Annotated in this window: 25 protein-coding genes and 1 tRNA gene; 20 read left to right on the top strand and 6 right to left on the bottom strand. The window is 66.6% G+C overall.

What is annotated here, in order from left to right; all coding sequences use genetic code 11:
• Window positions 1–226: 226 nt before the first annotated feature.
• From ACH49X_RS30610 to ACH49X_RS30585, 6 genes are all read left to right on the top strand, one after another.
• Complete coding sequence (locus ACH49X_RS30610) at window positions 227–1,594, top strand: S1C family serine protease (protein WP_195078382.1); 1,368 nt, start codon at window positions 227–229, stop codon at window positions 1,592–1,594.
• A 101-nt stretch (window positions 1,595–1,695) separates the two neighbouring features.
• Window positions 1,696–2,190, top strand: coding sequence for a molybdenum cofactor biosynthesis protein B (locus ACH49X_RS30605; protein WP_195044576.1), 495 nt, complete (start codon window positions 1,696–1,698; stop codon window positions 2,188–2,190).
• Window positions 2,191–2,881: 691 nt separating this feature from the next.
• On the top strand, window positions 2,882–3,556 hold the full coding sequence (locus ACH49X_RS30600) for an MspA family porin (protein WP_195078383.1): 675 nt from the start codon (window positions 2,882–2,884) through the stop codon (window positions 3,554–3,556).
• A 66-nt stretch (window positions 3,557–3,622) separates the two neighbouring features.
• Complete coding sequence (locus ACH49X_RS30595; RefSeq protein WP_324722477.1) at window positions 3,623–4,294, top strand: MspA family porin; 672 nt, start codon at window positions 3,623–3,625, stop codon at window positions 4,292–4,294.
• 321 nt (window positions 4,295–4,615) lie between these two features.
• Entirely contained in the window at window positions 4,616–5,290 is a 675-nt protein-coding gene (locus tag ACH49X_RS30590; RefSeq protein WP_357208059.1) for an MspA family porin, read from the top strand.
• Window positions 5,291–5,356: 66 nt separating this feature from the next.
• Complete coding sequence (locus tag ACH49X_RS30585; RefSeq protein WP_324722477.1) at window positions 5,357–6,028, top strand: MspA family porin; 672 nt, start codon at window positions 5,357–5,359, stop codon at window positions 6,026–6,028.
• A gap of 75 nt (window positions 6,029–6,103) precedes the next feature.
• Here ACH49X_RS30585 and mscL read toward each other — a convergent pair whose 3' ends face one another.
• The 4 genes from mscL to ACH49X_RS30565 form a co-directional block, all read right to left on the bottom strand.
• On the bottom strand, window positions 6,104–6,508 hold the full coding sequence (gene mscL, locus ACH49X_RS30580; RefSeq protein WP_357103841.1) for a large conductance mechanosensitive channel protein MscL: 405 nt from the start codon (window positions 6,506–6,508) through the stop codon (window positions 6,104–6,106).
• A 117-nt stretch (window positions 6,509–6,625) separates the two neighbouring features.
• A complete protein-coding gene (locus ACH49X_RS30575) occupies window positions 6,626–7,291 on the bottom strand; it encodes an SAF domain-containing protein (RefSeq protein WP_357103838.1) in 666 nt (221 codons plus the stop codon).
• Between the two features lie 87 nt (window positions 7,292–7,378).
• Window positions 7,379–7,681, bottom strand: coding sequence for an FmdB family zinc ribbon protein (locus tag ACH49X_RS30570; RefSeq protein WP_195082421.1), 303 nt, complete (start codon window positions 7,679–7,681; stop codon window positions 7,379–7,381).
• Window positions 7,682–7,750: 69 nt separating this feature from the next.
• On the bottom strand, window positions 7,751–8,359 hold the full coding sequence (locus tag ACH49X_RS30565) for a 5-formyltetrahydrofolate cyclo-ligase (protein WP_195082422.1): 609 nt from the start codon (window positions 8,357–8,359) through the stop codon (window positions 7,751–7,753).
• A 66-nt stretch (window positions 8,360–8,425) separates the two neighbouring features.
• Here ACH49X_RS30565 and ACH49X_RS30560 point away from each other — a divergent pair, with 66 nt between their 5' ends.
• The 5 genes from ACH49X_RS30560 to ACH49X_RS30540 all read left to right on the top strand — a co-directional run bounded on the left by ACH49X_RS30560 (window position 8,426) and on the right by ACH49X_RS30540 (window position 13,021).
• Window positions 8,426–9,382 (top strand): UTP--glucose-1-phosphate uridylyltransferase, encoded by a 957-nt coding sequence (locus ACH49X_RS30560; protein WP_195082423.1) that lies wholly within the window; start codon window positions 8,426–8,428, stop codon window positions 9,380–9,382.
• 150 nt (window positions 9,383–9,532) lie between these two features.
• A complete protein-coding gene (gene glp / locus ACH49X_RS30555) occupies window positions 9,533–10,789 on the top strand; it encodes a gephyrin-like molybdotransferase Glp (protein ID WP_195082424.1) in 1,257 nt (418 codons plus the stop codon).
• Window positions 10,790–10,801: 12 nt separating this feature from the next.
• Entirely contained in the window at window positions 10,802–11,452 is a 651-nt protein-coding gene (locus ACH49X_RS30550; RefSeq protein ID WP_195082425.1) for a GNAT family N-acetyltransferase, read from the top strand.
• A 262-nt stretch (window positions 11,453–11,714) separates the two neighbouring features.
• Window positions 11,715–12,857 carry a gephyrin-like molybdotransferase receptor GlpR gene (gene glpR / locus ACH49X_RS30545; protein WP_195082426.1) on the top strand — a complete coding sequence of 381 codons (1,143 nt, stop codon included), beginning with the start codon at window positions 11,715–11,717 and terminating at the stop codon, window positions 12,855–12,857.
• A 91-nt stretch (window positions 12,858–12,948) separates the two neighbouring features.
• Window positions 12,949–13,021 (top strand) — tRNA-Ala (locus tag ACH49X_RS30540).
• A gap of 221 nt (window positions 13,022–13,242) precedes the next feature.
• Here ACH49X_RS30540 and ACH49X_RS30535 read toward each other — a convergent pair.
• A complete protein-coding gene (locus ACH49X_RS30535; protein ID WP_195082643.1) occupies window positions 13,243–13,524 on the bottom strand; it encodes an SRPBCC domain-containing protein in 282 nt (93 codons plus the stop codon).
• A gap of 234 nt (window positions 13,525–13,758) precedes the next feature.
• Complete coding sequence (locus ACH49X_RS30530) at window positions 13,759–14,403, bottom strand: HAD family phosphatase (RefSeq protein WP_323124152.1); 645 nt, start codon at window positions 14,401–14,403, stop codon at window positions 13,759–13,761.
• 1,179 nt (window positions 14,404–15,582) lie between these two features.
• On the opposite strand from ACH49X_RS30530, the gene dcd reads away from it, so the two are divergent.
• From dcd to ACH49X_RS30485, 9 genes are all read left to right on the top strand, one after another.
• Window positions 15,583–16,131 (top strand): dCTP deaminase, encoded by a 549-nt coding sequence (gene dcd / locus ACH49X_RS30525; protein WP_357208052.1) that lies wholly within the window; start codon window positions 15,583–15,585, stop codon window positions 16,129–16,131.
• 1 nt (window position 16,132) lies between these two features.
• The gene (locus ACH49X_RS30520) at window positions 16,133–16,762 is read left to right on the top strand and encodes a hypothetical protein (RefSeq protein WP_357208049.1); all 630 of its coding nucleotides are present in this window, start codon (window positions 16,133–16,135) and stop codon (window positions 16,760–16,762) included.
• A gap of 125 nt (window positions 16,763–16,887) precedes the next feature.
• Window positions 16,888–17,862: a thymidylate synthase gene (locus ACH49X_RS30515; protein ID WP_357208046.1), complete on the top strand. Its 975-nt coding sequence runs from the start codon at window positions 16,888–16,890 to the stop codon at window positions 17,860–17,862.
• Entirely contained in the window at window positions 17,859–18,365 is a 507-nt protein-coding gene (locus ACH49X_RS30510; RefSeq protein ID WP_357208043.1) for a cytidine deaminase, read from the top strand. Before ACH49X_RS30515 ends, ACH49X_RS30510 begins: the two co-directional genes overlap by 4 nt.
• On the top strand, window positions 18,362–19,291 hold the full coding sequence (locus ACH49X_RS30505) for a phosphotransferase (protein WP_357208040.1): 930 nt from the start codon (window positions 18,362–18,364) through the stop codon (window positions 19,289–19,291). Before ACH49X_RS30510 ends, ACH49X_RS30505 begins: the two co-directional genes overlap by 4 nt.
• 11 nt (window positions 19,292–19,302) lie before the next feature.
• On the top strand, window positions 19,303–20,208 hold the full coding sequence (locus ACH49X_RS30500) for a class I SAM-dependent methyltransferase (RefSeq protein WP_195082433.1): 906 nt from the start codon (window positions 19,303–19,305) through the stop codon (window positions 20,206–20,208).
• 1 nt (window position 20,209) lies between these two features.
• Window positions 20,210–20,917 (top strand): HAD family hydrolase, encoded by a 708-nt coding sequence (locus ACH49X_RS30495; protein WP_195082434.1) that lies wholly within the window; start codon window positions 20,210–20,212, stop codon window positions 20,915–20,917.
• Window positions 20,918–20,995: 78 nt separating this feature from the next.
• Complete coding sequence (locus ACH49X_RS30490; protein WP_195082435.1) at window positions 20,996–21,583, top strand: bifunctional 2-polyprenyl-6-hydroxyphenol methylase/3-demethylubiquinol 3-O-methyltransferase UbiG; 588 nt, start codon at window positions 20,996–20,998, stop codon at window positions 21,581–21,583.
• Window positions 21,580–23,028, top strand: coding sequence for a glycosyltransferase family 4 protein (locus ACH49X_RS30485; protein ID WP_195082436.1), 1,449 nt, complete (start codon window positions 21,580–21,582; stop codon window positions 23,026–23,028). Before ACH49X_RS30490 ends, ACH49X_RS30485 begins: the two co-directional genes overlap by 4 nt.
• Window positions 23,029–23,308 lie beyond the last annotated feature (280 nt).

The raw sequence follows: 23,308 nt of genomic DNA, 5'->3' as shown, positions 1-23,308 counted from the left end.
TCCATTTCCGGCACAATCTCGAGTTTCGTGCGGAAATTCGCCGTCGGTGGGGTATTTCGGACAATGCTCCGATTGGTTTGCGGCAGGATTTGAGACATCAAGTTGCCGGTGGTTCTTTTCGTGCACCGGTTCCTTGGCAGCTCTCGGAAAACTGAAAGCACGGTCTCAGTCCGCTCTCAGTCCCCGCGGCCAACCTGGACGAGACGTGAGCAGAAACGAGGAGTCCATGACCGAGGATTCGAAGGATCGCCGGGAGCCGGACGCGCCGGGCACGGGCGCGTTCGGGCCGGGGCAGGCGCATGCCCCCGGTTACGGTCCGCAGGAAGCGCAGCACCACACCGCGCAGTTCCCGCCGCAGCACCATCCGGCCGCGCCGTTCCCCGGGTATCCCGCGTCCTTCGGTCCGCCGAACGACGCCACGCAGGCGCACGGCCCCGGCTACGGCGCGCCCGCACCGGCCCGGCGTCCGTTCCGCGCGGGCCTCGCCGTCGGCGCGGTCGCGCTCGCGCTGGTCAGCGGCGGCGTCGGCGGTGCGGTCGGTGCGCTGGTCACGCACGGCGACGACGGCCGCACCCCGGTGACCAACGCGCTGGACGCTCCGAAGCCGAACGTGAGCAACGCGGTGAACGCTCCGGCCGGTTCCACCCAGGCGGTCGCGCAGAAGGTGCTGCCCAGCGTCGTGATGATCAAGGTGGCCAGCAGCAAGGCCGAGGGCGAGGGCTCCGGGGTGGTCCTGTCCTCCGACGGCCTGATCCTGACCAACAACCACGTGGCCGCGGGCGGCGGGCCGAGCGCCAGGATGGAGGTCGTGTTCTCCGACGGCAGCAGCGCGCCCGCCACGCTGGTCGGCGCCGATCCGGTCTCCGACCTGGCCGTCATCAAGGTTTCCGGCAAGTCCGGCCTCACTCCCATCGAGCTGGGCAGCTCGGGCGATCTGCAGGTCGGGCAGCCGGTCGTCGCGATCGGCTCGCCACTGGGCCTGGCGGGCACGGTCACCACGGGCATCGTTTCGGCGCTGAACCGGCCCGTCGTCACCACCGGCGACGGGAGCGAGGCCGCCGCGGTCAGCCCGGTGATCGACGCGATCCAGACCGATGCCGCGATCAACCCGGGCAACTCCGGTGGGGCGCTGGTGGACGGCAGCGGCAAGCTGATCGGCATCAACACCGCCATCGCCACGCTCGGCCCCACCGAGATGGCGGGCGGACAGACCGGATCGATCGGACTCGGCTTCGCGATCCCCGTCGATCAGGCGCGCCGGGTGGCCGACGAGCTGATCAAGACCGGTAAGGCCACCTACGCGCAGGTCGGGATCACGGTGTCGCGGCAGCAGGACCCGGCACAGCAGGTCTCGGGCGCCAAGGTCCGCGACGTCACGCCGGACGGCCCCGCCGCGCGCGCGGGCATCCCGCCGGGGGCGGTGGTGACGAAGCTCGACGACCGCCCGATCGATTCCGGGAACGCGCTCGTCGCCGCGGTCCGCTCGCACCAGCCGGGAGACAAGGTGAAAGTCACCTACACCGATGATCAGGGCAACAATGCCAAGACCGTCGAGGTGACCCTCTCCGGCGCGCCCGCGGACGGCGGCCGGTGATGCGCGCGGCGCCCGGCGGACGTGGTCCGATGATCGATGTCGACGCCGACGTTCTCGGCGCGGCTGCCGAGCTGCTGGACGTAGGCGCTACGGTGAGCACCATGGAAATCGATGCTCCTGTGGCGGGGCGTGCCCTGGTGGTGGTCGTGGACGATCGGACTGCGCATGGAGGTGTTGACTCGCTCGGCCCGCTGGTCACCGAGCTGCTCACCGAAGCGGGTTTCCTGGTGGACGCGTCGGTGTCCGTGCAGGCCGACGAGGTGGAGATCCGCAACGCGCTCAATACGGCGGTGATCGGCGGCGTCGATCTGGTGATCTCCGTCGGCGGCACGGGCATGTCCCCGCGCGACGTGACGCCGGAGGCCACCTCGCAGGTGCTCGACCGCGAGCTGCCCGGGATCAGCGAGGCCCTTCGTTCCTCCGGCCGGGTGGCGGGCTCGCTGGACGCCGGGCTCTCCCGCGGTGTGGCCGGCGTGTCCGGCAGCACGTTGGTGGTCAACCTGCCCGGCACCCGTTCCGCCATTCGCGACGGCATGGCGACGCTCGGCCCGCTCGCCAGCCGAGTGATCGGCGAACTCTCCGGATTGGTCGAGTAATCATCGCGACGCCCGCTGAAGACCCTCGCCCGGCCGCTCGCCGGGCGAGGGATGCCGCGCGCTTGGCGAAGGTTTTCGGCGACGCGCTGCCCGACACCACCGCCGACGAGCGCGACGACCGTGACGACGCCGGGTCCGCTGACGACTGGCTGCGCGCTCAGGTTCCCCCGCATCACGGCTGAGTCCGTTATCTACGTAGTAGCTACGTAATCATTACTCCTGGCTTCGTAACCCGCCAGTGATCACTTTCCGCCGGAAGTAATCCGAACTGGATCAGTACGGGCACGGCCCGTATCCGTCCCTGGCCCTGTTGTGCCGTCATCCCGCCGCCCCGGCTCGGCGCGGCTGTAGCGATCCAGTATTTATGCACGTCAAGCCATATTCGGATGTGCGCAACTGTGACGGGGCTCACCTTGAACTTTACGAAACTTTTCGTTGCGGGCGTCGTTATAGAACGTTTAATCTCCCATCGAGCCACCCACCATGGGACCCGCAGCTCGTGGGTACCGGCACGCACGAAGCCCGCTCGGCGGAACCCGGCTCGGTTCCGTTGCCAGCTATGTCCGTTGCGCCGAAATAACAACCGGTTACACATCGGCAACAAAGGGGCGACACACTGAGCTGGGCCTGAGAGGACCACTGTCCAGCCTCGATGGTCGAGGTTGACTGTTTGAACCTGATGAGGGGAAGTATGAGCGAGAACCGCACCAAAGGTCTGCGCCGCGGTGCCCGCGTCGCGGGCGTCGGCGCTGCCGCGGCTGTTGCCATGGGCCTGCTTTCGACCGGTGCCGCCAATGCCGATACCTTCGTGCCGTTGCCGGACGGCCAGAAGGTAGGGCCCGGCGTGACGATCACCCGGAACGGAGAGCGGGCCTTGATTTCGCCGTCGCTGGCCGCCAACGGCGCAGGTCGTGTGGTCTGGGTGTCGGGCAACGCGGTTGCCGATGTCACCGAGACGCCCGAAGGCACTGTCGGCCCCAACAACGGCCCCTCCGGGAACCCCGGAACCAACAACTCCTCGACGCACGGCGCGTCGCAGTTGAGCACCGGTTACATCGTCGGTTGCCAGGTGAGCATCGCCGATGACGCGATTTCCGCGGGTGTGTCGGGCAGTGTCAATCTCAGCGGCGCGAGCGCCGGTGGTTCGATCGGTATCAACCTGGGCCCCGGTGAGGTCAAGTTCGTTCAGATCGATTACAAGGACATTCTGAAGCCGGGTGTGTACGCGGTGGAGTATCAGGATGCCGAGATTCAGATCCAGGGTTGCGCGGGTTACGCGCAGGCGCGTTCGTACACGGTCGTCGAGATCATCGGTGATCACTACTCGAAGACCAGCCTCTACGGCATGCCGTTCAGCATCGGCTGACGCCGGTCGGATCCGTCAAATCTCTTTTCGCTGAAGCGAACTCGATTCTTTAGGGGAATTACCGTCATGTTCGATCGTAAAATGCCGGCGCGCGCGGCAGGGCTGTGCGCGTCCGCGGCCATCGCGGTAGGTCTGCTCTCGACGGGTGCGGCGAACGCCGACACCTTCGTCCCGCTGCCGGGCGGGGAGTTGACCAAGACGCTGTCCGACGGCACCGTCGTCACCATTCGTCTGGTCGGTGAGTCGGCGACCATCAACCCGTCCATGGGTGCTACGCCGTTGCACCGCAACGCCTGGGTCTCCGGAAGCGCGCAGGTCGAGCTCTCCGGTGCGGCGGGCGGCAAGATTTTCCCGGGTTACACCGTGGGTTGCCAGGTGAACATCGCCGGTGGCGGTGCGACCGGTGGTGTGGATGGCAATGTCGACTGGAGCGATGGTCAGAACGTCACCGGTGGCGTCGGTGCCAACTCCGGCGGCAACCTCTCGCTCGGCCCCGGCCAGGCGAAGTCGTTCTATGTGCTGGATCTCGAGCAGGCTGATGACTACGGCAACGAGGCGCACAAGACTCGTAATGCGTTCAAGGGCACCAGTGGTTCGGTGACGTGGGCCGATGAGACCATCGGTCTGAACGGTTGCGCGGGCTATGCCCAGGCGCGGGCGTTCGTGAGTGTCGAGGTGGAAACCGACAATGTCATCACCTGGGTGACGTTGTGGGGGCAGCCGTTCAGCCTCGGCTGAATGAACGGCGGGTGAAAAGCCCGTAGCCACTGATGAAATGGACCCCTGCATCGCGGTGGGTCCATTTCGTCATGAATTCATTTGTGCCGCAAGGCCGCGTGATCCTAGTCGGATACATTACTTCCCGAGACGAATTGCCCGAATTTCCGGAAAAGTCTGGTTGATACCGAATAGCATTGTTTCGTCCGAGATCGCTCGATGACGCGATGGTCGGCGGAACGTCTGGTGGACAACCCATTCCACCGCGTACCGCCGGCTTTGGAGGGACACGTCCCGCCTCGACACCCTGGGGCGGGCGGATGCAACCTGATGAGGAAAAACATGAGCAAGTACCGCATCAACGGTCTGTCTCGAGGCGTCCGCGTCGCGGGCGCCGCCGCTGCGGCGGCCGTAGCCACCGGTCTGTTGTCGACCGGCGCTGCCAATGCCGATGTCTTCGTGCCGTTGCCGGACGGTCACAGGGCAGGACCCGGCGTGAACATCTCCCGCACGGGGGAGCGCGCCCTGATCTCCCCATCCCTTGCCGCGAACGGTGCCGGCCGTGTCGTGTGGGTCTCGGGGAACGCCATCGCCGATGTAGCCGTCACCCCCGAGGGAACGGTCGGGCCGAACAACGGTCCTTCCGGGAACCCGGGAACGAATAACTCGTCCACCCACGGTGCGTCGCAGTTGAGCACGGGTTACATCGTCGGTTGCCAGGTGAGCATCGCCGATGACGCGATTTCCGCGGGTGTGTCGGGCAGTGTGAACCTCGAGGGCGCCAGTGCCGGTGGTTCGATCGGTATCAACCTGGGCCCCGGTGAGGTCAAGTTCGTTCAGATCGATTACAAGGACATTCTGAAGCCGGGTGTGTACGCGGTGGAGTATCAGGATGCCGAGATTCAGATCCAGGGTTGCGCGGGTTACGCGCAGGCGCGTTCGTACACGGTCGTCGAGATCATCGGTGATCACTACTCGAAGACCAGCCTCTACGGCATGCCGTTCAGCATCGGCTGACGCCGGTCGGATCCGTCAAATCTCTTTTCGCTGAAGCGAACTCGATTCTTTAGGGGAATTACCGTCATGTTCGATCGTAAAATGCCGGCGCGCGCGGCAGGGCTGTGCGCGTCCGCGGCCATCGCGGTAGGTCTGCTCTCGACGGGTGCGGCGAACGCCGACACCTTCGTCCCGCTGCCGGGCGGGGAGTTGACCAAGACGCTGTCCGACGGCACCGTCGTCACCATTCGTCTGGTCGGTGAGTCGGCGACCATCAACCCGTCCATGGGTGCTACGCCGTTGCACCGCAACGCCTGGGTCTCCGGAAGCGCGCAGGTCGAGCTCTCCGGTGCGGCGGGCGGCAAGATTTTCCCGGGTTACACCGTGGGTTGCCAGGTGAACATCGCCGGTGGCGGTGCGACCGGTGGTGTGGATGGCAATGTCGACTGGAGCGATGGTCAGAACGTCACCGGTGGCGTCGGTGCCAACTCCGGCGGCAACCTCTCGCTCGGCCCCGGCCAGGCGAAGTCGTTCTATGTGCTGGATCTCGAGCAGGCTGATGACTACGGCAACGAGGCGCACAAGACTCGTAATGCGTTCAAGGGCACCAGTGGTTCGGTGACGTGGGCCGATGAGACCATCGGTCTGAACGGTTGCGCGGGCTATGCCCAGGCGCGGGCGTTCGTGAGTGTCGAGGTGGAAACCGACAATGTCATCACCTGGGTGACGTTGTGGGGGCAGCCGTTCAGCCTCGGCTGAGCGCCGGATCCACACACGATCACGCGAACGGGCTCGTCACCGACGGGCCCGTTTTCGCTTGCGGCACGGTCGGAATCAGAATTCGTGCCTGCCGCCCGAGCTGGTCTGGCCGTCGGCGAGCAGGTCGCGGATCTGGATCAGCACCTCCGAATCGGTGAGCGTGGTGTCGTCGGGCCGGAAGCGCTTCTTCATGCGGGCGGCGGGCAGCACGAGCACGAAGAACAGCACCGTGGCGATGAGCAGGAAATTGATCACGGCCGTGATGATGGGACCGACCTGCACGAAGGTCGCCGGTTTGTCGGCGACCAACCGGAACCCGAGGCCGATGTCGCCCGGCCCGCCGATGACGGCGAGCAGCGGATTGATGATGCCGTTGGAGATCGCGGTGATGATCGCGACGAACGCGGTACCGATGACCACGGCGACGGCCAGGTCGATCACGTTCCCGCGGAACAGAAAGTCTCTGAACTCTTTGAGCATGGCCGGTGTCTCCTCTGTTTCGTGGAGCTGGGCAGTCGTGCTCGGCGGTACCCGCGCGCCGGTAGGCCCGATGCTAACGAGCCACCGGCGAATATCCGCCGAAGCAGGATCGGCGGGTCAGTGGAAGACGACGGTGAGCGCGGTACGCAGCGACGCGCCCGCCACGGCGGTGGCGTGCTCGGCGTCGATCGCGACCAGGACCACCCGTTCCGCGGCTGCGCGGCCGGTTCCACCGCCGGAGACGAGGACGACGGCGGCGTCGGTGGCGAGGGTACGGGCCGGCCGGGCGCCGGCGCCGCCCGCGTCTTCGGCGCCTATCACGTCGACGCGATCGCCCGCGCGCAGGATGTCGGCGACCGCGGTATCGGCGAGGCGGACCGGCACGATCCGCGCCTCGCGGGCGCCGGCCGCCGCCGCGGCCAGGCGCGGCCCGACGACGCGCAGGTCGGTGAACATCTCGCCGCGGCGCATCGCGCCGGCCAGCGTCGCGCCGACGATCACGGCGGGGTCGGTGACGGCGCCCGCGGGTAGCGTGCCCGCTTCGCGCGGGGCGGCGCGCAGGTCACCCGATTCGAGGAGTCTTCCTGGCGCGAGGTCGCGTGCCGCGACGAGCACCGTCGTGCGTTCGGTGCCGGGATCGCCACGAAGGAAGAGGAACGCCGCGAGTGCGGTGAGAGCTGCGGCGAGCAGTCGTCGGAGGAGGACGGCGTCGGCCCAGGGCGGGCGCTGCCACCCGGCGGGATTCCAGCCGCCACGGCCGAGATCGGCGAGTGCGCGAGTCATGGCGGCAGCCTATGGCCGGGCTCGCGCCGGCCCGGCCGGGATCACGGCGGGTTGTGGATAGGTGACCGGCTGTGGAGAACCGGGGAATCAGCTGGCTACGGCCGTGCTGGTGGACGCGGTCGACCCGCTCGACGAGCCGGAGTCGGACGCGGAGGACGAAGACGAACTCGAGCCGCTGTCGGACTTGGCGGGCTCGCTGGCGGTGGAGGAGCCACCGCGGCTGTCGGTGCGGTAGAAACCGCTGCCCTTGAACACGATGCCGACCGAGTTGAACAGCTTGCGCAGCTTCCCCGAGCACTCCGAGCACACGGTCAGCGCTTCGTCGGTGAACGACTGAACGATGTCGAAGCGGTTGTCACACTGGGTGCACGCATACGAGTAAGTAGGCACAGGATCCTCCGCGGTGTTCGTCGATCTGGCACTCTACAGCCGACAGTGCCAACACCGCCAATCGGTGTTTCATTCCCCAGGGTAATCGCCGCCCAGTCGGCGCAGTCCGCCGCGCGGCGTCAGCGCCCAACCCATGCGCAGGTCGTGCGTCTCCTCCGGCAGCCGGTCGACCAGTTCATCGTCGCGGACCACCGCCACCAAGCGCGCGTCCGGCCGCGCGGCGGGCAGCGTGCGGTCGTAGTAGCCGGCGCCGCGGCCGAGCCGTACACCGCGCAGATCCACCGCGAGAGCCGGGACGAGAATCAGGTCGGCGCGGGTGATCGCCTCCGGGGGCAGCGCCGCGCCGGTGGGTTCCAGCAATCCGTAGCGGGCCCGGCGCATGGCGCCGGCGCCGGTGTACTCGGCCCAGCTCAGCGGTCCCGGCGGCCCCGTGACCGGAACCAGCACCCGCGCCCCACCGCCGCGCAGCGCGTCCAGCATCGCGGTGGAGCCCGGTTCGCCCGCCACCGGCACATACGCGCAGACCCACCCGCGGACTCCCATCGTGCCGACCGTCGTGGCCAGGGCGAACGCTTCCTTTTCCCGCTCCGTGGCAGGCATCACAGCCCGGCGGGCGAGTAGTTCCGTGCGCCATGCATGTTTATCGCGCTCGCCGGGCATGTTCACAGTGATCACCATAGGCTCACCCCGGGACCGGGTCGGCGACGCCGATCCGGCGGCGTGATGGATGGATAGGGTATGCGTATGACAGCAAAGGCCGGACAGCCCGGTGACGCCGCGGAGGTGTCGTGCTTCCGCACGGCCGTGGTGCCCGCGGCCGGGCTCGGAACACGGTTCCTGCCCGCGACCAAGACGGTGCCCAAGGAACTTCTTCCTGTGGTGGACACACCCGGCATCGAGTTGGTCGCCGCCGAGGCGGCCGGCTCCGGCGCCGAGCGGCTGGTGATCGTCACCTCACCCGGCAAGGACGGCGTGGTCGCGCACTTCGTCGAGGACTTGGTGCTGGAGAGCACGCTGGAGGAGCGCGGCAAGTTCAAGCTGCTGGAGAAGGTGCGCAAGGCGCCGGGACTGCTCGATGTCAGCTCCGTGGTGCAGGAGGAGCCACTCGGGCTCGGGCACGCCGTGGCCCAGGCCGAGCAGGCCCTCGACGACGACGAGGACGTCATCGCCGTCCTGCTGCCCGACGACCTCGTGCTGCCCCGCGGTGTGCTCGACGTGATGTGCCGGGTGCGCCGCAAGCGCGGCGGAACGGTGCTGTGCGCCATCGACGTCCCCAAGGACGAGGTCAGCGCCTACGGCGTGTTCGACGTCGCGCCGGTGCCCGACGCGGTGAATCCGAATGTCCTGCGCGTCAAGGGGATGGTGGAGAAGCCCGCGCTCGCCGACGCGCCGTCGACGTTCGCCGCCGCGGGCCGGTACCTGCTCGATCGCGCGATCTTCGACGCGCTGCGCCGCATCGAGCCCGGCGCGGGCGGCGAATTGCAACTCACCGACGCCATCGCACTGCTGATCGCCGAAGGACATCCGGTTCATGTGGTGGTGCACCGTGGGTCGCGCCACGATTTGGGCAACCCGGGCGGTTATCTTCGTGCTGCGGTCGATTTCGCACTGGAACGAGAGGAATACGGCCCCGCTCTGCGGGAGTGGCTGCAGCATCGGCTGAGCCCGGACTGGGATCCGCAGCTGACGACCGGCGATTGACGGACCCGGCCGGGGTTTCGCCGAGAGTGGACCGTCGGGTACGAATGATGGTTCACCGCGGTGCGCGCGCGAATGCGCTTGCGCCGCGGCGGGATCGCGCGCCCGTGCGGGCGAGCCGGATGGAGTGCGGAGAGGATCAGGAAGGGCTGGATGCGCTCGGTTGAGGATCAGCAGATCAAGGTGACCGCCGCGGCGGTCGCGCCCCGGCCGGTCCGGGTCGCGATCTCCGAGGCCCAGGGCCTGCTGTGCGCCGAGGATGTCGTGACCGAACGGCCGCTGCCCGGCTTCGACCAGGCCGCCATCGACGGCTACGCCGTGCGCAGCGTGGACGTGGCCTCCGCCGGGGCCGACATCAGGGACGAACAAGGCGAACTCGTCGACCTGACCCTTCCTGTGGTCGGCGAGGTGGTCGCCGGTTCCCGGCAGCCGATTCGCTTGCAACCCCGCCAGACCGTCCGGGTGGACACCGGCGCGCCGATGCCGACGCTCGCCGACGCGGTGCTCCCCCTGGACTTCACCGACGGCGGGCGAGCCAGGATCAAGGTGTACGAGCCGGTGCGCTCCGGCGACTACGTGCGGCGGATCGGTGACGATGTGCAGCCGGGCGATGTGGCGGTGCGCGCGGGGACCATCATCGGCCCCGCGCAGGTCGGCCTGCTCGCCGCGGTCGGTCAGGACAAAGTGCTGGTGCACCCGCGTCCGCGACTGTCGGTGCTGTCCGTGGGCGGCGAGCTGATCGATATCGACCGCACGCCGGGCCCAGGCCAGGTCTACGACGTGAACTCCTACGCGCTCGCCGCGGCCGCGCGGGACGCGGGCGCGGACGTCAACCGCGTTGGCATCGTCAGTTCCGATCCGCGCCTGCTGCGCGACGTGGTCGAGGGACAGTTGGTGCGCTCCGAGGTGGTCGTCATCGCGGGCGCGGTGGGCGGCTGGGCCTCCGAGCAGGTCCGGGAGGCGCTGGAAGGGCTCGGCGAACTCGAGATCACCCGCGTCGCCATGCATCCCGGCTCGGTGCAGGGTTTCGGGCGGCTCGGCCGCGACGAGGTGCCGACGTTCCTGCTGCCGTCCAACCCGGTGGGCGCGCTGGTGGTGTTCGAAGTGATGGTGCGGCCCTTGATCCGGATCGCCTTGGGGCGCAGGCATCCCATGCGCCGGATCATCAGCGCGCGGACCATCACGCCGATCAGTTCCATGGAGGGGCGCAAGGGCTACCTGCGCGCGCAGCTCATGCGTGACGAAGCCACCGGGGAGTATCTCGTGCAGCCGCTCGGCAACGGCAATTCGTCCTCGCACCTGCTCGCCACGCTCGCCGAGGCCAACAGCCTGATCGTGATCGACCCCGACGACACCGACATTCGCACCGGTGACGAAGTCCAGGTCGCCTTCCTCGCACAGCGCGGCTGAGACGTGGAAGCCATGAACGTCTTCCGGGCGACGCAGCATCCGGGATGGCCCGCGCGACTGGGTCCGGTCCGGGTCGCCGCCGGACAGGTGACCTTGCGTCCGGTGCGGTTGCGCGACGCGGCGGCCTGGAGCCGGATCCGGTTGCGGGACAGAGCGCATCTCGAGCCGTGGGAGCCGACCGGCCGTGGGTCGTGGGAAGCGCGCAACCACGCCTCCAACTGGCCCTCGCTGTGGTCGAGCCTGAAGGCCGAGGCCAGGCGCGGTGCGATGATCCCGTTGGTGATCGAAGTCGACGGCACGTTCAGCGGGCAGCTGACCGTGGGCAATATCGTGCGCGGCGCACTGCGTTCGGCCTGGATCGGGTATTGGGTGGCCAAGGATCTCAGCGGGCAAGGCGTCGCGACGGCGGCCTTGGCGCTCGGCCTCGACCACTGCTTCGGGCCGGTGGGCCTGCATCGGGTGGAAGCGACCGTCCGGCCCGAGAATCTGGCCAGTCAAGCGGTATTGCGCAATGTCGGTTTCCGGGAGGAGGGGCTGCTGCGGCGCTACCTCGACGTGGACGGCGCCTGGCGGGATCACCTGCTGGTCGGCATCACCGTCGAGGAAGTGGCCGGAACGGCCCTGGACCGGCTGGTGCGAGAGGGGCGCGTCACCCTGCTGTAGAACCGGCCACCGGAGCGCGGTGACATTGGTGGGAATGTGACAGGTGTGGCGGATGTGCACGGCGCGCCTGCCGGAACTTGGTGCTACCCGGAATTAGCCTACGGACGTCGATGGTGCGTCTTGCGCCATCGGCAGTGAGCCTGCGAGGGGATCGGCGTCCGCGCCGTCGCGTCGGACGGGGGCCGACCGAGCGCGGGGCGTGTGACGCGCCGCTGGCGGGCCGAGCCGGAGGAAACCCAGGCGGGACGGAGGTGCTGACGCGATGCCGAATTCGATCCTGTGGATCGGTTTGGTCGTGCTCTGGGTATTCGTCCTGTTCCCGATCCTCGCCGACCGTCACCCCAGAATCCGCCGCACCACCGACGCCGCGCTGGCCACCAGAGTCCTGCACCGCGGCGGAGGCAAGCGACGTCTCAAGAAGGGCCCGGCTGCCGGGCACGAAACCGATCCGAACTGGCGGCCCCGTGGGCGACCCGATGGACGCCGCGTACCGAGAGAGTATTCCCACAGCGATGATGCGGAGGACCGGATGACAACACCGGCCGACGAGCCCGCCACCGAGACCGACGAGGACAGCACACCCGCGGCCGACGACGCCGTGGCGTCCGACATCGCTGACGCCGGAACGGACGACCTCGAGGACAGCGAATTCACCTCCGCCGCACCGGAGGACGAAGCCGACGACGAGACGCGCCACGACGTGCCGGACGACGAGACGGGCCACGACGTGCCGGACGCCGACGAAGGCGCCGAAGTCGCTGCGAAGATCGACGCGGAGACCGATGATGACCGCGTGGGCGCACACCACCCCGAGCCGGTCGCGGCCAGAATCCCGCCTGCGCGCTCCACCGCGCCCGCCCTCGTGGACTACGACGAGTACGACGACTACGACGACGCGGGCCACGACGAGCAGGATTTCGTCCCCAGCCGCCGTGGCCGCGGCGGTTACGACCCCGAGGCCGACGCCATTGCCCGCGCGGCCCGCTACACCTTCCGGCAGCGTGCCGTGCTCGGCCTGCTGCTCACCGCCATCCTCTTCGGCGCCGTCGCGCTTGTGCTCACCCCCCTGTTGTGGTGGGGTTGCGGGCTCGCCGTCACGGTGCTGGTGACCTATCTGGCCTACCTGCGCAAGCAGGTGCGGATGGAGGAGGAGATCCGCCGCAGGCGCGCCGCCCGCCTCAACCGCGGCCACCAGGCCGAAGCCGACCCGCGTGCGCGCCGGGGCCGCGCCCCCCGCGGCGCGATGGACCGCGACACCGCGCGCGCGATCCGCCGCCGCTCCACCTTGGTCGACCCCGACGACGAAGACCCCATGTTCGCCCACCTCGACCCCTTCGACCCCGCGACCGCCCGCGCCCTGCGCACCCGCGCCGGCCGCGACATGCGCCGCGCGGCCGGCGCATGACCCGCCCGCATCTTCGCAGGTCAGGGTACCGATTCGGAGACTAGGGGGATGGCCTGATACAGTGTCACAGCGCGGTTCCCCGGAGCCGCACGGGGCTATAGCGCAGTTGGTAGCGCGTCTCGTTCGCATCGAGAAGGTCAGGGGTTCGATTCCCCTTAGCTCCACAAAACGGCGAAGCCGCAGGTCAACGACCTGCGGCTTCGCTATTGCGTGACATTGCGCGAACACATCGCGGTGATTCAGCGCCGCTTGTTTCGAGCCAGGGCCTTCAAGGCCCGACACACTCGGGCAGTTGGGGTAACGCTCGCTCAGCCGTCTGCCCATTCTGGGGGACGGTCAGAGTGCGTCGGCACCATCTCCGCAGTCGACTCAGGTTTGGGGTGGATCACCTCCCGAGTCGCGGCAGGACGAGTTGTCTCCAACTGCGCTCCGTAGCGTTGCGCGCCATCTTCTGTCGACGATCTTCGATATCGAAACCTGTCTGCGTCAGCAGCAGTCGTGTGCCACCACCCTGCGGCTGCAGCGTCCAGTCGACAGTGCACCGGGCGCGATGCTCAGGCTGCGGGTACATCCAGCTGTACGTCAACTGCTTGCACGGCGGGGCCGCTAGCACCTCGCAAATGATCTCGTTGCGTCGGGGATTTTCTAGAAGTACGGCAACGCCCATATTCGGTGCGGCGTCGACCTGTGACTCGAAACGGGAGGAGGCGGGCCGAGTAGGCACCGGCCTGTAGTCCGGCCACGCTCATTCGATCGGTACTTCCGGCTCGCATTGACGATATCGGCGTTCCCGCGGAAACGCTCGGCTGGGATACCCCAGCCGAGCGCCCGGCCGAGTTCGTGTGCACTGTCGACCGGCAGCGGTGTCGCGCCCGGAAGCCCTTTGGCGACTGGTAGGGAACTACGCGGCGATGGTGGTGATGCGCAGGTGGGCCTCGATGTCGGTGGGTGAGCCGGTGTAGTGGAGAGTGCGCAGGCCGAGGGTTGCGGCGGCTCGGCAGTTGTCGGCGCGGTCGTCGATGAACAGGACGCGGGTGGGGTCGCTGGCTCCGGTGGCGGCGAGTGCGTTTCGGTAGGTGTCGGGGTGGGGTTTGTTCATGCCGAGGCGGGCGGAGTAGAGGGCGTCGGTCATCAGTGTGCGCCAGTCGGAGGCGTCGAGGGCATCGCTGACGGGGTGGGGGGCGTTGGACAGCAGCACCATCGGGAGAGCGGACCGGCGGGCATGGTGCAGCAGTGCGACGACGCGGTCGTCGGTCCGGGTCCACAGCGAGGTGTCGACGGCGCGCAACTGGGTGAGCAGTTCCGGGGCCGGGCGGTGGCCGAGCACGGCGGTCCAGAAATCCGCGTCGTCGAGTTCGCCGGAATCGTAGGGTTCGCGGGCGCTCCAGAACGCGTTCTGGAAGGGGCCGAGCTGGTCTGTGGGCCATCCGGCGAGTTCGGCGAGCCTGCTCCACATCGGAATGGTGGGCTGCAGGCCGATGACGCCGTTGTAGTCGAAGATGACCGCGTCGAGTTCCGCGGGCTGGTGAGGTAGGGCGATTGTCACCGGATCTCCAAGGCTTGATGGGCAGGACAGCCACGCCTGCGGCGAGCAGGGCGGGCGACATGGGGGCGGACGGCGGCGATAAGTCGCGCGCGTTCCGAATTCGGCGCGATGGTGCGTGTGGAAAAGCTCCATGCGCCATGGATTTCACCGTCGTGAACGAAATCGGCTGCGTGGGTGTGACGATTCCCGCCTGTTCCATGACGAAGCAGGCGCACAAATGTGGATCGAAGGAACGTTTCGCGTGTCGAAGACTGAAGGTGCGGCGCGACGCTGCGCGAACAAGCCGAAACCTACCAAGGGGTACGGCGCGTCACCACTCGGAACGGGCGTTGGTGATACGCTCCACAAAGTGCGGCTCCAAGGTCTCACCGGCGTCGTAGCCGAGATCGCCCGCCGAGGTCGGGCGGCGCGGACCGCCAGGCAGCCTCGCCGTATGACTCGGCACAGCTCGGCATTCGCCTGGCGCAGGAGAAGCACTGCTGCTCAAAGAGTTACGCTGGTCGGTCGTCCCGTTGATCCGGCGGAAACTGCTGTCGGGTGATCTACTTCTCGCGGTGTCGCGGGTAGTCCGCCGCCGGATCGGTCTGCCGAGAAGCGGTGAAGCCGCAGGGTGCCCGCCGCGGACTACACTGACCTCGCCGTCGTGGCGGGCGCATGTTTCATCAGCCGAGCAACAGAACGGCCGGGCGCTGTCACGTTGCCGCGCACTGTCCTGTCGTCGCCGACGCGGCCGTCCGGTCCGGACACACATAAATGCCCATGACATGCATCAATGCGTCCTTCCGCCTCGCATGTGATTGCCATCAGGCGTGCAGTCGGCCTAGGTTCGCCTTATCGGAAATTTGGATCGAGCGAGGGTATCTCGGTTCGCGGGAAGAGTACTGGGTGGCGGAAAGGTGATTGTCTAGCCTGCGGATTTATGAACGCCTAGTTCGGGGGCGGTATTCGGCGTGGTAGTCGCCTATTCGCGCGGATCGGAATAGTCCGACCGGGCGGAGCGTCACGGAGTGATCCCACTTCGACTTCGACGAAGACTTCTCCGGTGGAACCGGATTCGCGTGTAGTCGATGGGATGGGCAGGGATCGCTAGCCGATTTCGCAGTCATATCTGGCTTTCGGCATCCGGGGATCATATCGAGGACGAGATAGTCCAGTTCAAGAAAGGCTTTGGGGGGTCACATGATCCTGACTGGCAGTGAAATCGAGTCACAGGTGGCGCAGGGTCGGATCATCATCGACCCCTTCCAGCCCGAGCAACTGAACCCGAACAGTTACAACTTCCGTCTCGGAAACGTTCTGAAGGTCTACAGCGAGTCCGTGCTCGATGTACGCAAGCCGAATCCGGTGCAGACAGTGTATCTTCCGGAGGACGGTATGGTCCTACAGCCTGATCGCATCTACCTCGGCTCCACCGTGGAAGTGATGGGCAGTGACCACTATGTCCCCATCATCCGCGCTCGATCGGGTGTGGCGCGGCTCGGGCTTTTCATCCACATCACGGCCGACCTCATCGACATCGGATCCGTGAACCAATGGACGCTCCAACTGCACGCGGTTCAACCGCTGCGGATCTACCCGGGGATGCTGCTCGGTCAAGTCACCTTCTGGCGTACCGAGGGCCCCGTGACTCTTTACTCCGGCAAGTACCAAGGCAGTATGGGGCCGCAGGAATCCGCTATTCATCTGGACTTCGACAAGTCTCCCCGCGAAGCGATGGCGGGGCTTTGAAATGGCGAAGCAAGTGCGATTGGCACTGTTCGGAGCATCCGGCGCGGGCAAGTCGACGACGTGCCGACTGATCTTGGACGCCGTCCAGCGGCAGGGACGCACCGGTGCCGTAGTGAAACTGGCGGAGCCACTGTACGACCTGCAACGCCTCATCTACTCGTTGTGCGGCCAGCCGATCGCCGAACCGTACCGGCAGGACGGCATGCTGCTGAGTTCGCTGGCAGACAATTTCCGGCGAATCGATCCCGAATCGCTGACCCGTCTGTTCGCGGCACGTGTCGCCGACGCCGAGAACTCGAATGCCGAGGTCGTCATCTGTGACGACGTACGTCGGCCGGACTACGAGGCCCTGCGGAAGATGGGGTTCCGGTTCGTACGGATTTCCGCACCTGACGAACTGCGAATCCGCAGGCGGGCGGAGCGCGGTGATCTCGCACCGGTCTCCGATCAGCATGTCGCAGAGGTTCCCATATCCCTGGCGCCGGACTTCGAGGTGCTCAACGACTCCACCATCGAGCACCTCGCCAGACAGGTTCAGGCCCTGACCGACGTCGTCGCAGGCACTTGGCAATCGGGGCCGGTCGCCGAGTCTCCCACCAGGGCCGGTTCGATCGCGGGCGGCGCGCAGTGACCACAGCCGACCAGGTCCGCACCGGCTCGTCGCACGCCGGCCTCGGCCGCGGACCTTCCACGGATGCCTCCGGAGGCGGTGCTGGCGAACACGGAAGCAATTTGCCCACCACCGTCGGCCAGGCCGTGACCGACGCGCTGGCACGTCTGCTGGAAGGCGGTCAGCTGGTCCAGACATCGGGCGGCAAAGCATGGCGAGAGTTGCTGGGGTTCAGTACGGGAATGAGCCGGCCGCGCTGCCGAATCTTCATACCGGCCACGGGAAGTTTCGACCTCATCGGTGCGGTCAGCAGGTTTGTCTGGATGATGCGCGGTGACGAGGCCACTTCGACCATCGCCTACTACGTGCCTCCGGCCGCGAACTATTCGCCCGACGGGTTGACGCTGCCCGGCTCGAATTATGGGCACCGGTTGCGCCGGAGCCTGCCCGGCGTCGACCAGATAGACGGCGTCATCGCGAGATTGCGGGAATCGCCGCAGACGCGTCAGGCGGGCACGGTGATCTGGAACCCGATGGATGCCGTCCGCGAGGCGATCGACGTTCCGTGTGCGATGGGCACCTTGTATCACGCGCGTGTCGACGGCCTGATCGCGACGACGATGATGCGATCGAACAAGCCGCTGACCCTCATGCCGTTCAACTTCTTCGAATTCTCGATGCTGGGGGAAATGATCGCGGCCGAGACCGGAACTCCGTTCGACTCGTATCGACATTGGATCGCGGCGATGCAACTGCCCGAGCCGGATGTCGCGAGAGCCGGAGCGCTTCTCGGCGGCGAATCCTACAGCGTCGAGATGCCGGTGATGCCGACCGATCCGGCGCCGCTGCAGCAGGTCCGGCAATTGTGCCTTGCGGAAGAGCAAGTACGGACCGCTTCGTCGTTGTCCGAAATGATGACGTGCCTGGCACGCGCGGAGGACCTCTTGCACCCGTACTGGATGGCGCTGCTCGGCGTGCTGTCCGTGCGTTGGCTCGACAGACACGGCGAACACCAGCACGCCCAGCGGGTACTGAGCGGGCTACCGAACCATTTCGGTGACCCGCTCACGGTCGCACGCGCTCGGAGGCTGTTGGCCGATGCGGGAAAGGCGGGACGATGATCCGCGAGGACGCGAGCGCGCTCGAGGAGGTCGCCCGCTCCCTGATCGCGCGGGCCGATCAGCTCATTCGGCGACACTATCTCGAAGAGCGCCACCAGATCGGCGCCGTGGTACTCGATCCGGACGGCCACTATCACGACGGAATCCATCTCGAAGCGATGATCGGCCGTGCTTCGACATGTGCAGAAGCATGCGCACTGGCGAATGCGATCATGGCGGGCGCCCGCGGTCTGTCGATGGTCGTGGCGGTCCGGCATCCGAAGCCGTCGGAACCGGAACAGGCACCGAAGATCGTGCCGCCGTGCGGCCTTTGTCGCGAACTCTTGCTCGACTACGCGCCGGACATCCTCGTTGTACTCCCTGATGCGCAAGCATTTCAGATCGTATCCCTCGGCGAAATGCTGCCGCACAAATACATCGGGACCAAGTGGAAGCACGAAGGTGCGACTACTGGGTTGCGGCGGTCCGACGCACGAGCTGTGCCCGCAGGGAGGGGCGCATGAGTGCGGAGGTCGGTGGCCGATGGTGGGAAGACGCGCTCACTCATGTGCGCCGGGTCTGCGGGTTGGCCGACCATGAGGTTCGCATGGCCGAGATCGGTCATTGCGCGAGCTTCGCGGTGCCCGATCGCGCATTGTTCGTTCGTATCGGCCGAGTGGGCAGCGAGGCCCAGGCCATCAATGCCGTTCGGTTCGCGAAGACGTGCTCGGATATCCCCGGAATCATCGAGCCGGCGGCAATGGCCTTCGAGCAGCCGTTATCGACCCCGAGCGGCCCGGTCACCTTCTGGCCGTTGTTGGATTCGGTCGGAGGCGACATCGATTACGCGTGGTTCGGCGCCACCCTACGCGGCATTCACGACCGGTACGACGCGCCGATAGTGAACGAGCACCGACAAACAAACCCGAACCTTGCGGCCGCGCGGTTGCAGCGATTGCGGCGGGCATCGTATGCCGGCGACGAAGTCGTCGCGCACTGCGCCGACATGATGGCGCGGATCCAAACACTGCGAGAGCGGCTCCTGCCTGGTCTGCGCACCGGGCTGATCCACGGTGACGCATACGCGGCCAACGTGGTCAACACGCCGCACTGCCCGTTCCTGGTCGACTATGACACTGCCGGGCGCGGACCGCTGTACTGGGATCTTGCCCCGATCGTGGTCTCGCATCGCCGCTTCGGCACTCCTGCGGCGGCTGTGGACGAGATGTTTGCCGCGTACGGCCGAGACCCTCGCAGCGATCCGGCGTTCTGGGACGTCGTGCGCGTTCGTGAGTGGGGTGCGATCACCTATCTCATCGACCTCGCGGCGGCCGACGAGAGCTACTACCGCGAGCTCGTGCGGCGACTACGGACCGGCGACGGAACCGGGGTCTGGCGAGGCCTCGACGAACTTCGCGCCGAGCGCACTCTGCCCGCAGGCATCAGATAAGGAGAAACCGCATGACCAGCTTCGGCGACCCGCACTTGGACAAACTAGCTGAAAAAGTTATCCCGACAACGCATTTCGAATTCGATCCCGCACTTCTTCGTGACTCCATCTTCAATACCGACCGGATGCTCGTCGTCAAACAGCGGATCTTCGAGCAGTACCGCGTCTCCGGTACGCCGCTGGCCGAGCACCTCCTGTCCTGCCTCCAGTTGACCGGCGACGAGGCACTACTGGATCTCGGCTGCGGTAACGGGGTGCAGTTGGAGATGGTCGGGCGACACCTGTTGAGCGGACGCATCGTTGGCTTGGATATCGCGCGGGGAGTGCTGGCCGCCGCCCATGCGCGCCTGTCACGGATCGGGTTGGATTGCGAGCTCATCGAATCCAGCGCAGACAACTTGACGATGTTCGCTACCGACAGTTTCGACCGCGTCATGGCCAACTATATGCTGCATTACGTGCCGGACCTCGGGCACTGCATCGCCGAGGTGCGTCGCATTCTGCGTCGCGGCGGCAGGTTCGTAGTGACCACGAACAGCACGCGTTCGATGGTCGAAATGTACGACTTGCACTTCGAGGCACTGCGTCGTATCGGCGCGCCGGAGTATTTGTTCAAGGCCAGCCCGAAAGGCCGGATATCCCTGGAGAACGGCGAAGACATGTTGTCGGCGCAGTTCGATCGGGTGGAGTTGCGCCGCCGACCGGACATTCTGGAATTCCGAACTGTCGATCCGTTCCTGGAATTCTATGCGATCGGCCACAACTATTGCTCGGCGGCGTCGCGACCGGATCCGATGCTGGACGAGGCCTTCTTCGCCCGGTTGCACGGCGAGATCCGATACCTGGCCGAGCGCACGATCAGGACCGAAGGACGGCTCACGATCACGAAACTCACCGGCAGTTTCGTCTGCGAGTGACATGCACACCACTTTTCCGTCCGCAGTGCTGTTCGACCTCTACGGCACGCTGATTCCTGCGCCGGATCCACGTCTGCGACTCCGACGGCGCCGGGAACTCGCTCATCGTCTCGATTGCGACGCGGAGGCCTTCGTGGACGCGTACGCGTCCACGAAGGAGACGCGGTTGGCAGGGAGATTCGGCTCGGTCCGCGAGGCGCTCGGCGCGATCGCGGAACTCGCCGGCGGCCGCCCAGCCGATACGGCCCTGTCCGAAGCCGAATGCGAGTTGCTGCGGTGGACGCGTTCGGATCTGTCGCTGGGGCCCGCGCACAGTCGATTCCTCGCCGGTCTGCGATCGTCGGGGATGCGGCTCGGCTTGGTCAGCGACTGCGAGGCCGAGGTCGCCACGGTGTTGTTCGACCTGCCGCTGGCCCGCTACTTCGACGCGGTGACGTTGTCCTGCACGACCGGTGTCCGTAAACCGGCGGCCACCCAGTACGAGCATTGTGCTGTCCAGTTGGGCGTCGAGGTGGCGCAATGCGTGTTCATCGGTGACGGAGGCAGCCGCGAACTATGGGGTGCCGAGCGTGCGGGAGCGACGCCGATCCACTTCTGCGACGACGGACTGAACCCGTCGATGGGCCGGGGGGAGTGGCCCGGCCTCTGGGCGGACTCGCTGGACGCCCTTTCGACGACGATCAAATTGTGTTCGATGGGAGCGCCATAAATGGGGAGAAAGACGAAAAGTTTGTGGGGACCCGCCCCCGCGCGGTATTACGCACTCCTACGCCGCGTCGCGCGGACGGTGCACGGCAGGCCGCCCACCGCCGCGATTCTAGGCTGCGCCGACGGCAAGTTCGTGCTGCCCGCCGCGCGGCGTGGATTCGACGTCGTCGCGGTCGATATCGATGAGGTCGCGCTCTACGGTGGCATGACGAAAGCGGCGGACGGCACGCCGATCGAGATGCCCGGACTGCAATGGCGGCTCGAGACCGAGCAGCTCGAACAGCGCGTGACCATTGTCCGCGGTGACCTCGCGTCGGTGCGGATCGCGCCCTGCGACTTCGTGTTCATCAGTGGGGCGCTGCAGTATTCTTACAACCTCAAGCACCGGCTTGTGGACACTATGTCGCACGTGCGATCCCTCGTTGCGCCGGGCGGTTTGGTCGCTATCGAGTACATGCTGCCGGTTACCGAGGCTCATTCGATGCTGGACACACATCCGAGCGCCGACCATTGGCCGTCGTTCTTTCCCACGCCCGAGTGGACCGTGCTCGCCAACCGGGTGGCCGATCCGGGGCCCGAACGCAGGCCAGGGGCGAGTGTCCTGGGCACACACCAATTTTTGCAGTGGGGCTACATCACGGCCCAGAAAGGGGGGTTCGTCGCATGAAGGTGGCGGCCGCAAGCATCTTCTTCCCGCGTGGAGGCTCCGCGCAGGTTCTGCGGTATCTGGCGCCGCGTCTGCGAGACCTCGGTGTGGATTACTCACTCACCGCCGGTTCGACCAGCGCGGTCGCGAACGGCGACGCCGTCGCGTTCTACGGGCAGCATGTCCGGCACGTCGTCGACTACGACGATGCTTTCGATGCGTACGTACGGGGCGTCGATCCCATGCTGGTCGCGCAGCCGGTTCACCCCTCCTACGAGGACAAGGATGGCGTCCCCGATCGCTCCTTCGGTCGTGTCTCACCGCAGGCGACCGCTCATCTGGAGGCCTGCTGGTCCGAGCGGTTTCGCGAATTCCATTTCGGCTCCGCCGATGTCGTGCATCTGAATCACCTCACTCCGATGCAGGGAGGGATGGCCCTCGCGTACCCCGACATACCCGTCGTCGCGACGATGCACGGCACCGAGATCAAGTTCTGGCTGAGCCTCCTGGCCGAAGCGGATGACAACCCGGCGGCCGGGCGTCTCGAGTACGCGAAGTTCTGGCGGGACGCGATGGCCGGCTACGCCAAGCTGTGCGAGCGAATCGTCGTCATCTCGAGTGTCGACAAGGCCACCATGACCGATCGCTTCGGCGTCGACAGTGCCAAGGTCCGCTACATTCCACACGGCGTCGATACCGTGCGCTTCAAGCCTGCCGAGTTCACTCCGGCCGACGATGCCGCGCTGTGGCAAGAACTTCTCGTCGACGACTGCCGCGCCGCGGAGGTGGGGGGCGAACCGGGTTCACTCTCCTACCGCCACGCCGACTTGGCACGACTGCATTTCTCTGACCGGAGCAAGAGCATCCGCCTGATGTGGTTGGGCCGCTTTCTTACACAGAAACGGCTCAACCAGCTGTTGCACGCGTTCGAGCGGCTGACGCGACAGCGGACGGAAGATGTCAGCCTCGTCGTCTGGGGCGGTTTCCCCGGCGAACACGAGGGCGTCCACCCGCTGGAGCTGGTACGGGAACTCCGAGTGGATGACCGTGTGTTCTTCGTGGGTTGGCGTGGACACGATGATCTCGCCAGGGCACTGCCCGCCGTGGACGCCTTGGTGGTCCCTGCCGTGAACGAGTCGTTCGGCCTGATGTACCTCGAGGCGATGGCTAGTGGCATCCCGGTACTCGCGACCGAGACCGGCGGCCCGCTCGATTTCGTCGTGCCCGCGGGGGACGATGCCAACGGATGGCTGGTGCCGCCTGACGACGACGATGCCCTCCTGGCAAGGTTGACCGAGATCGTCGCGAATCCGGTGGAACGGCGCAGGCGCGGCAGGAATGCGCTCGAACGCGCGGTGAACGACTTCGCCTGGAGTTCGGTAGCGCGGCGCTATCGAGAGCTGTTCGCCGAGGTGCGAGCTCCACAGGTCGCTCGGGTCCGGTCCACCGCTGGGAGCGACCGATGACCGACCGACCTCATGTCATCTCCGTAGGCTTCTCCCAGGCGCACCGGGCTTCGTACGACTTCGATCGGTACCGGATCAGCGTGCTCCTGCACGAGAAAGCGGTACCGGGTCTGCCGTCGGATCTGCTGTCGCAGTTCGCGGATCTCGCGATCATCGACGCGAGCGGTCCGAGCAGTGCCGATCTGGCCGGATACGACCGAGCCGCCGATCAGATCCTGGCTTCCTGCGAGGATCTGGTCGCACGGCACGGGGTCCCCGCCGGTGTTCTCGGGCTCTTCGA

The sequence above is a fragment of the Nocardia sp. NPDC019323 genome, assembly GCF_044389845.1.
In the GTDB taxonomy this organism is placed as follows: Bacteria; Actinomycetota; Actinomycetes; order Mycobacteriales; family Mycobacteriaceae; genus Nocardia; species Nocardia implantans.
The sequence above is the reverse complement of the archived record's forward strand: the minus strand, read 5'-3'. Positions and strand labels throughout refer to the sequence as shown.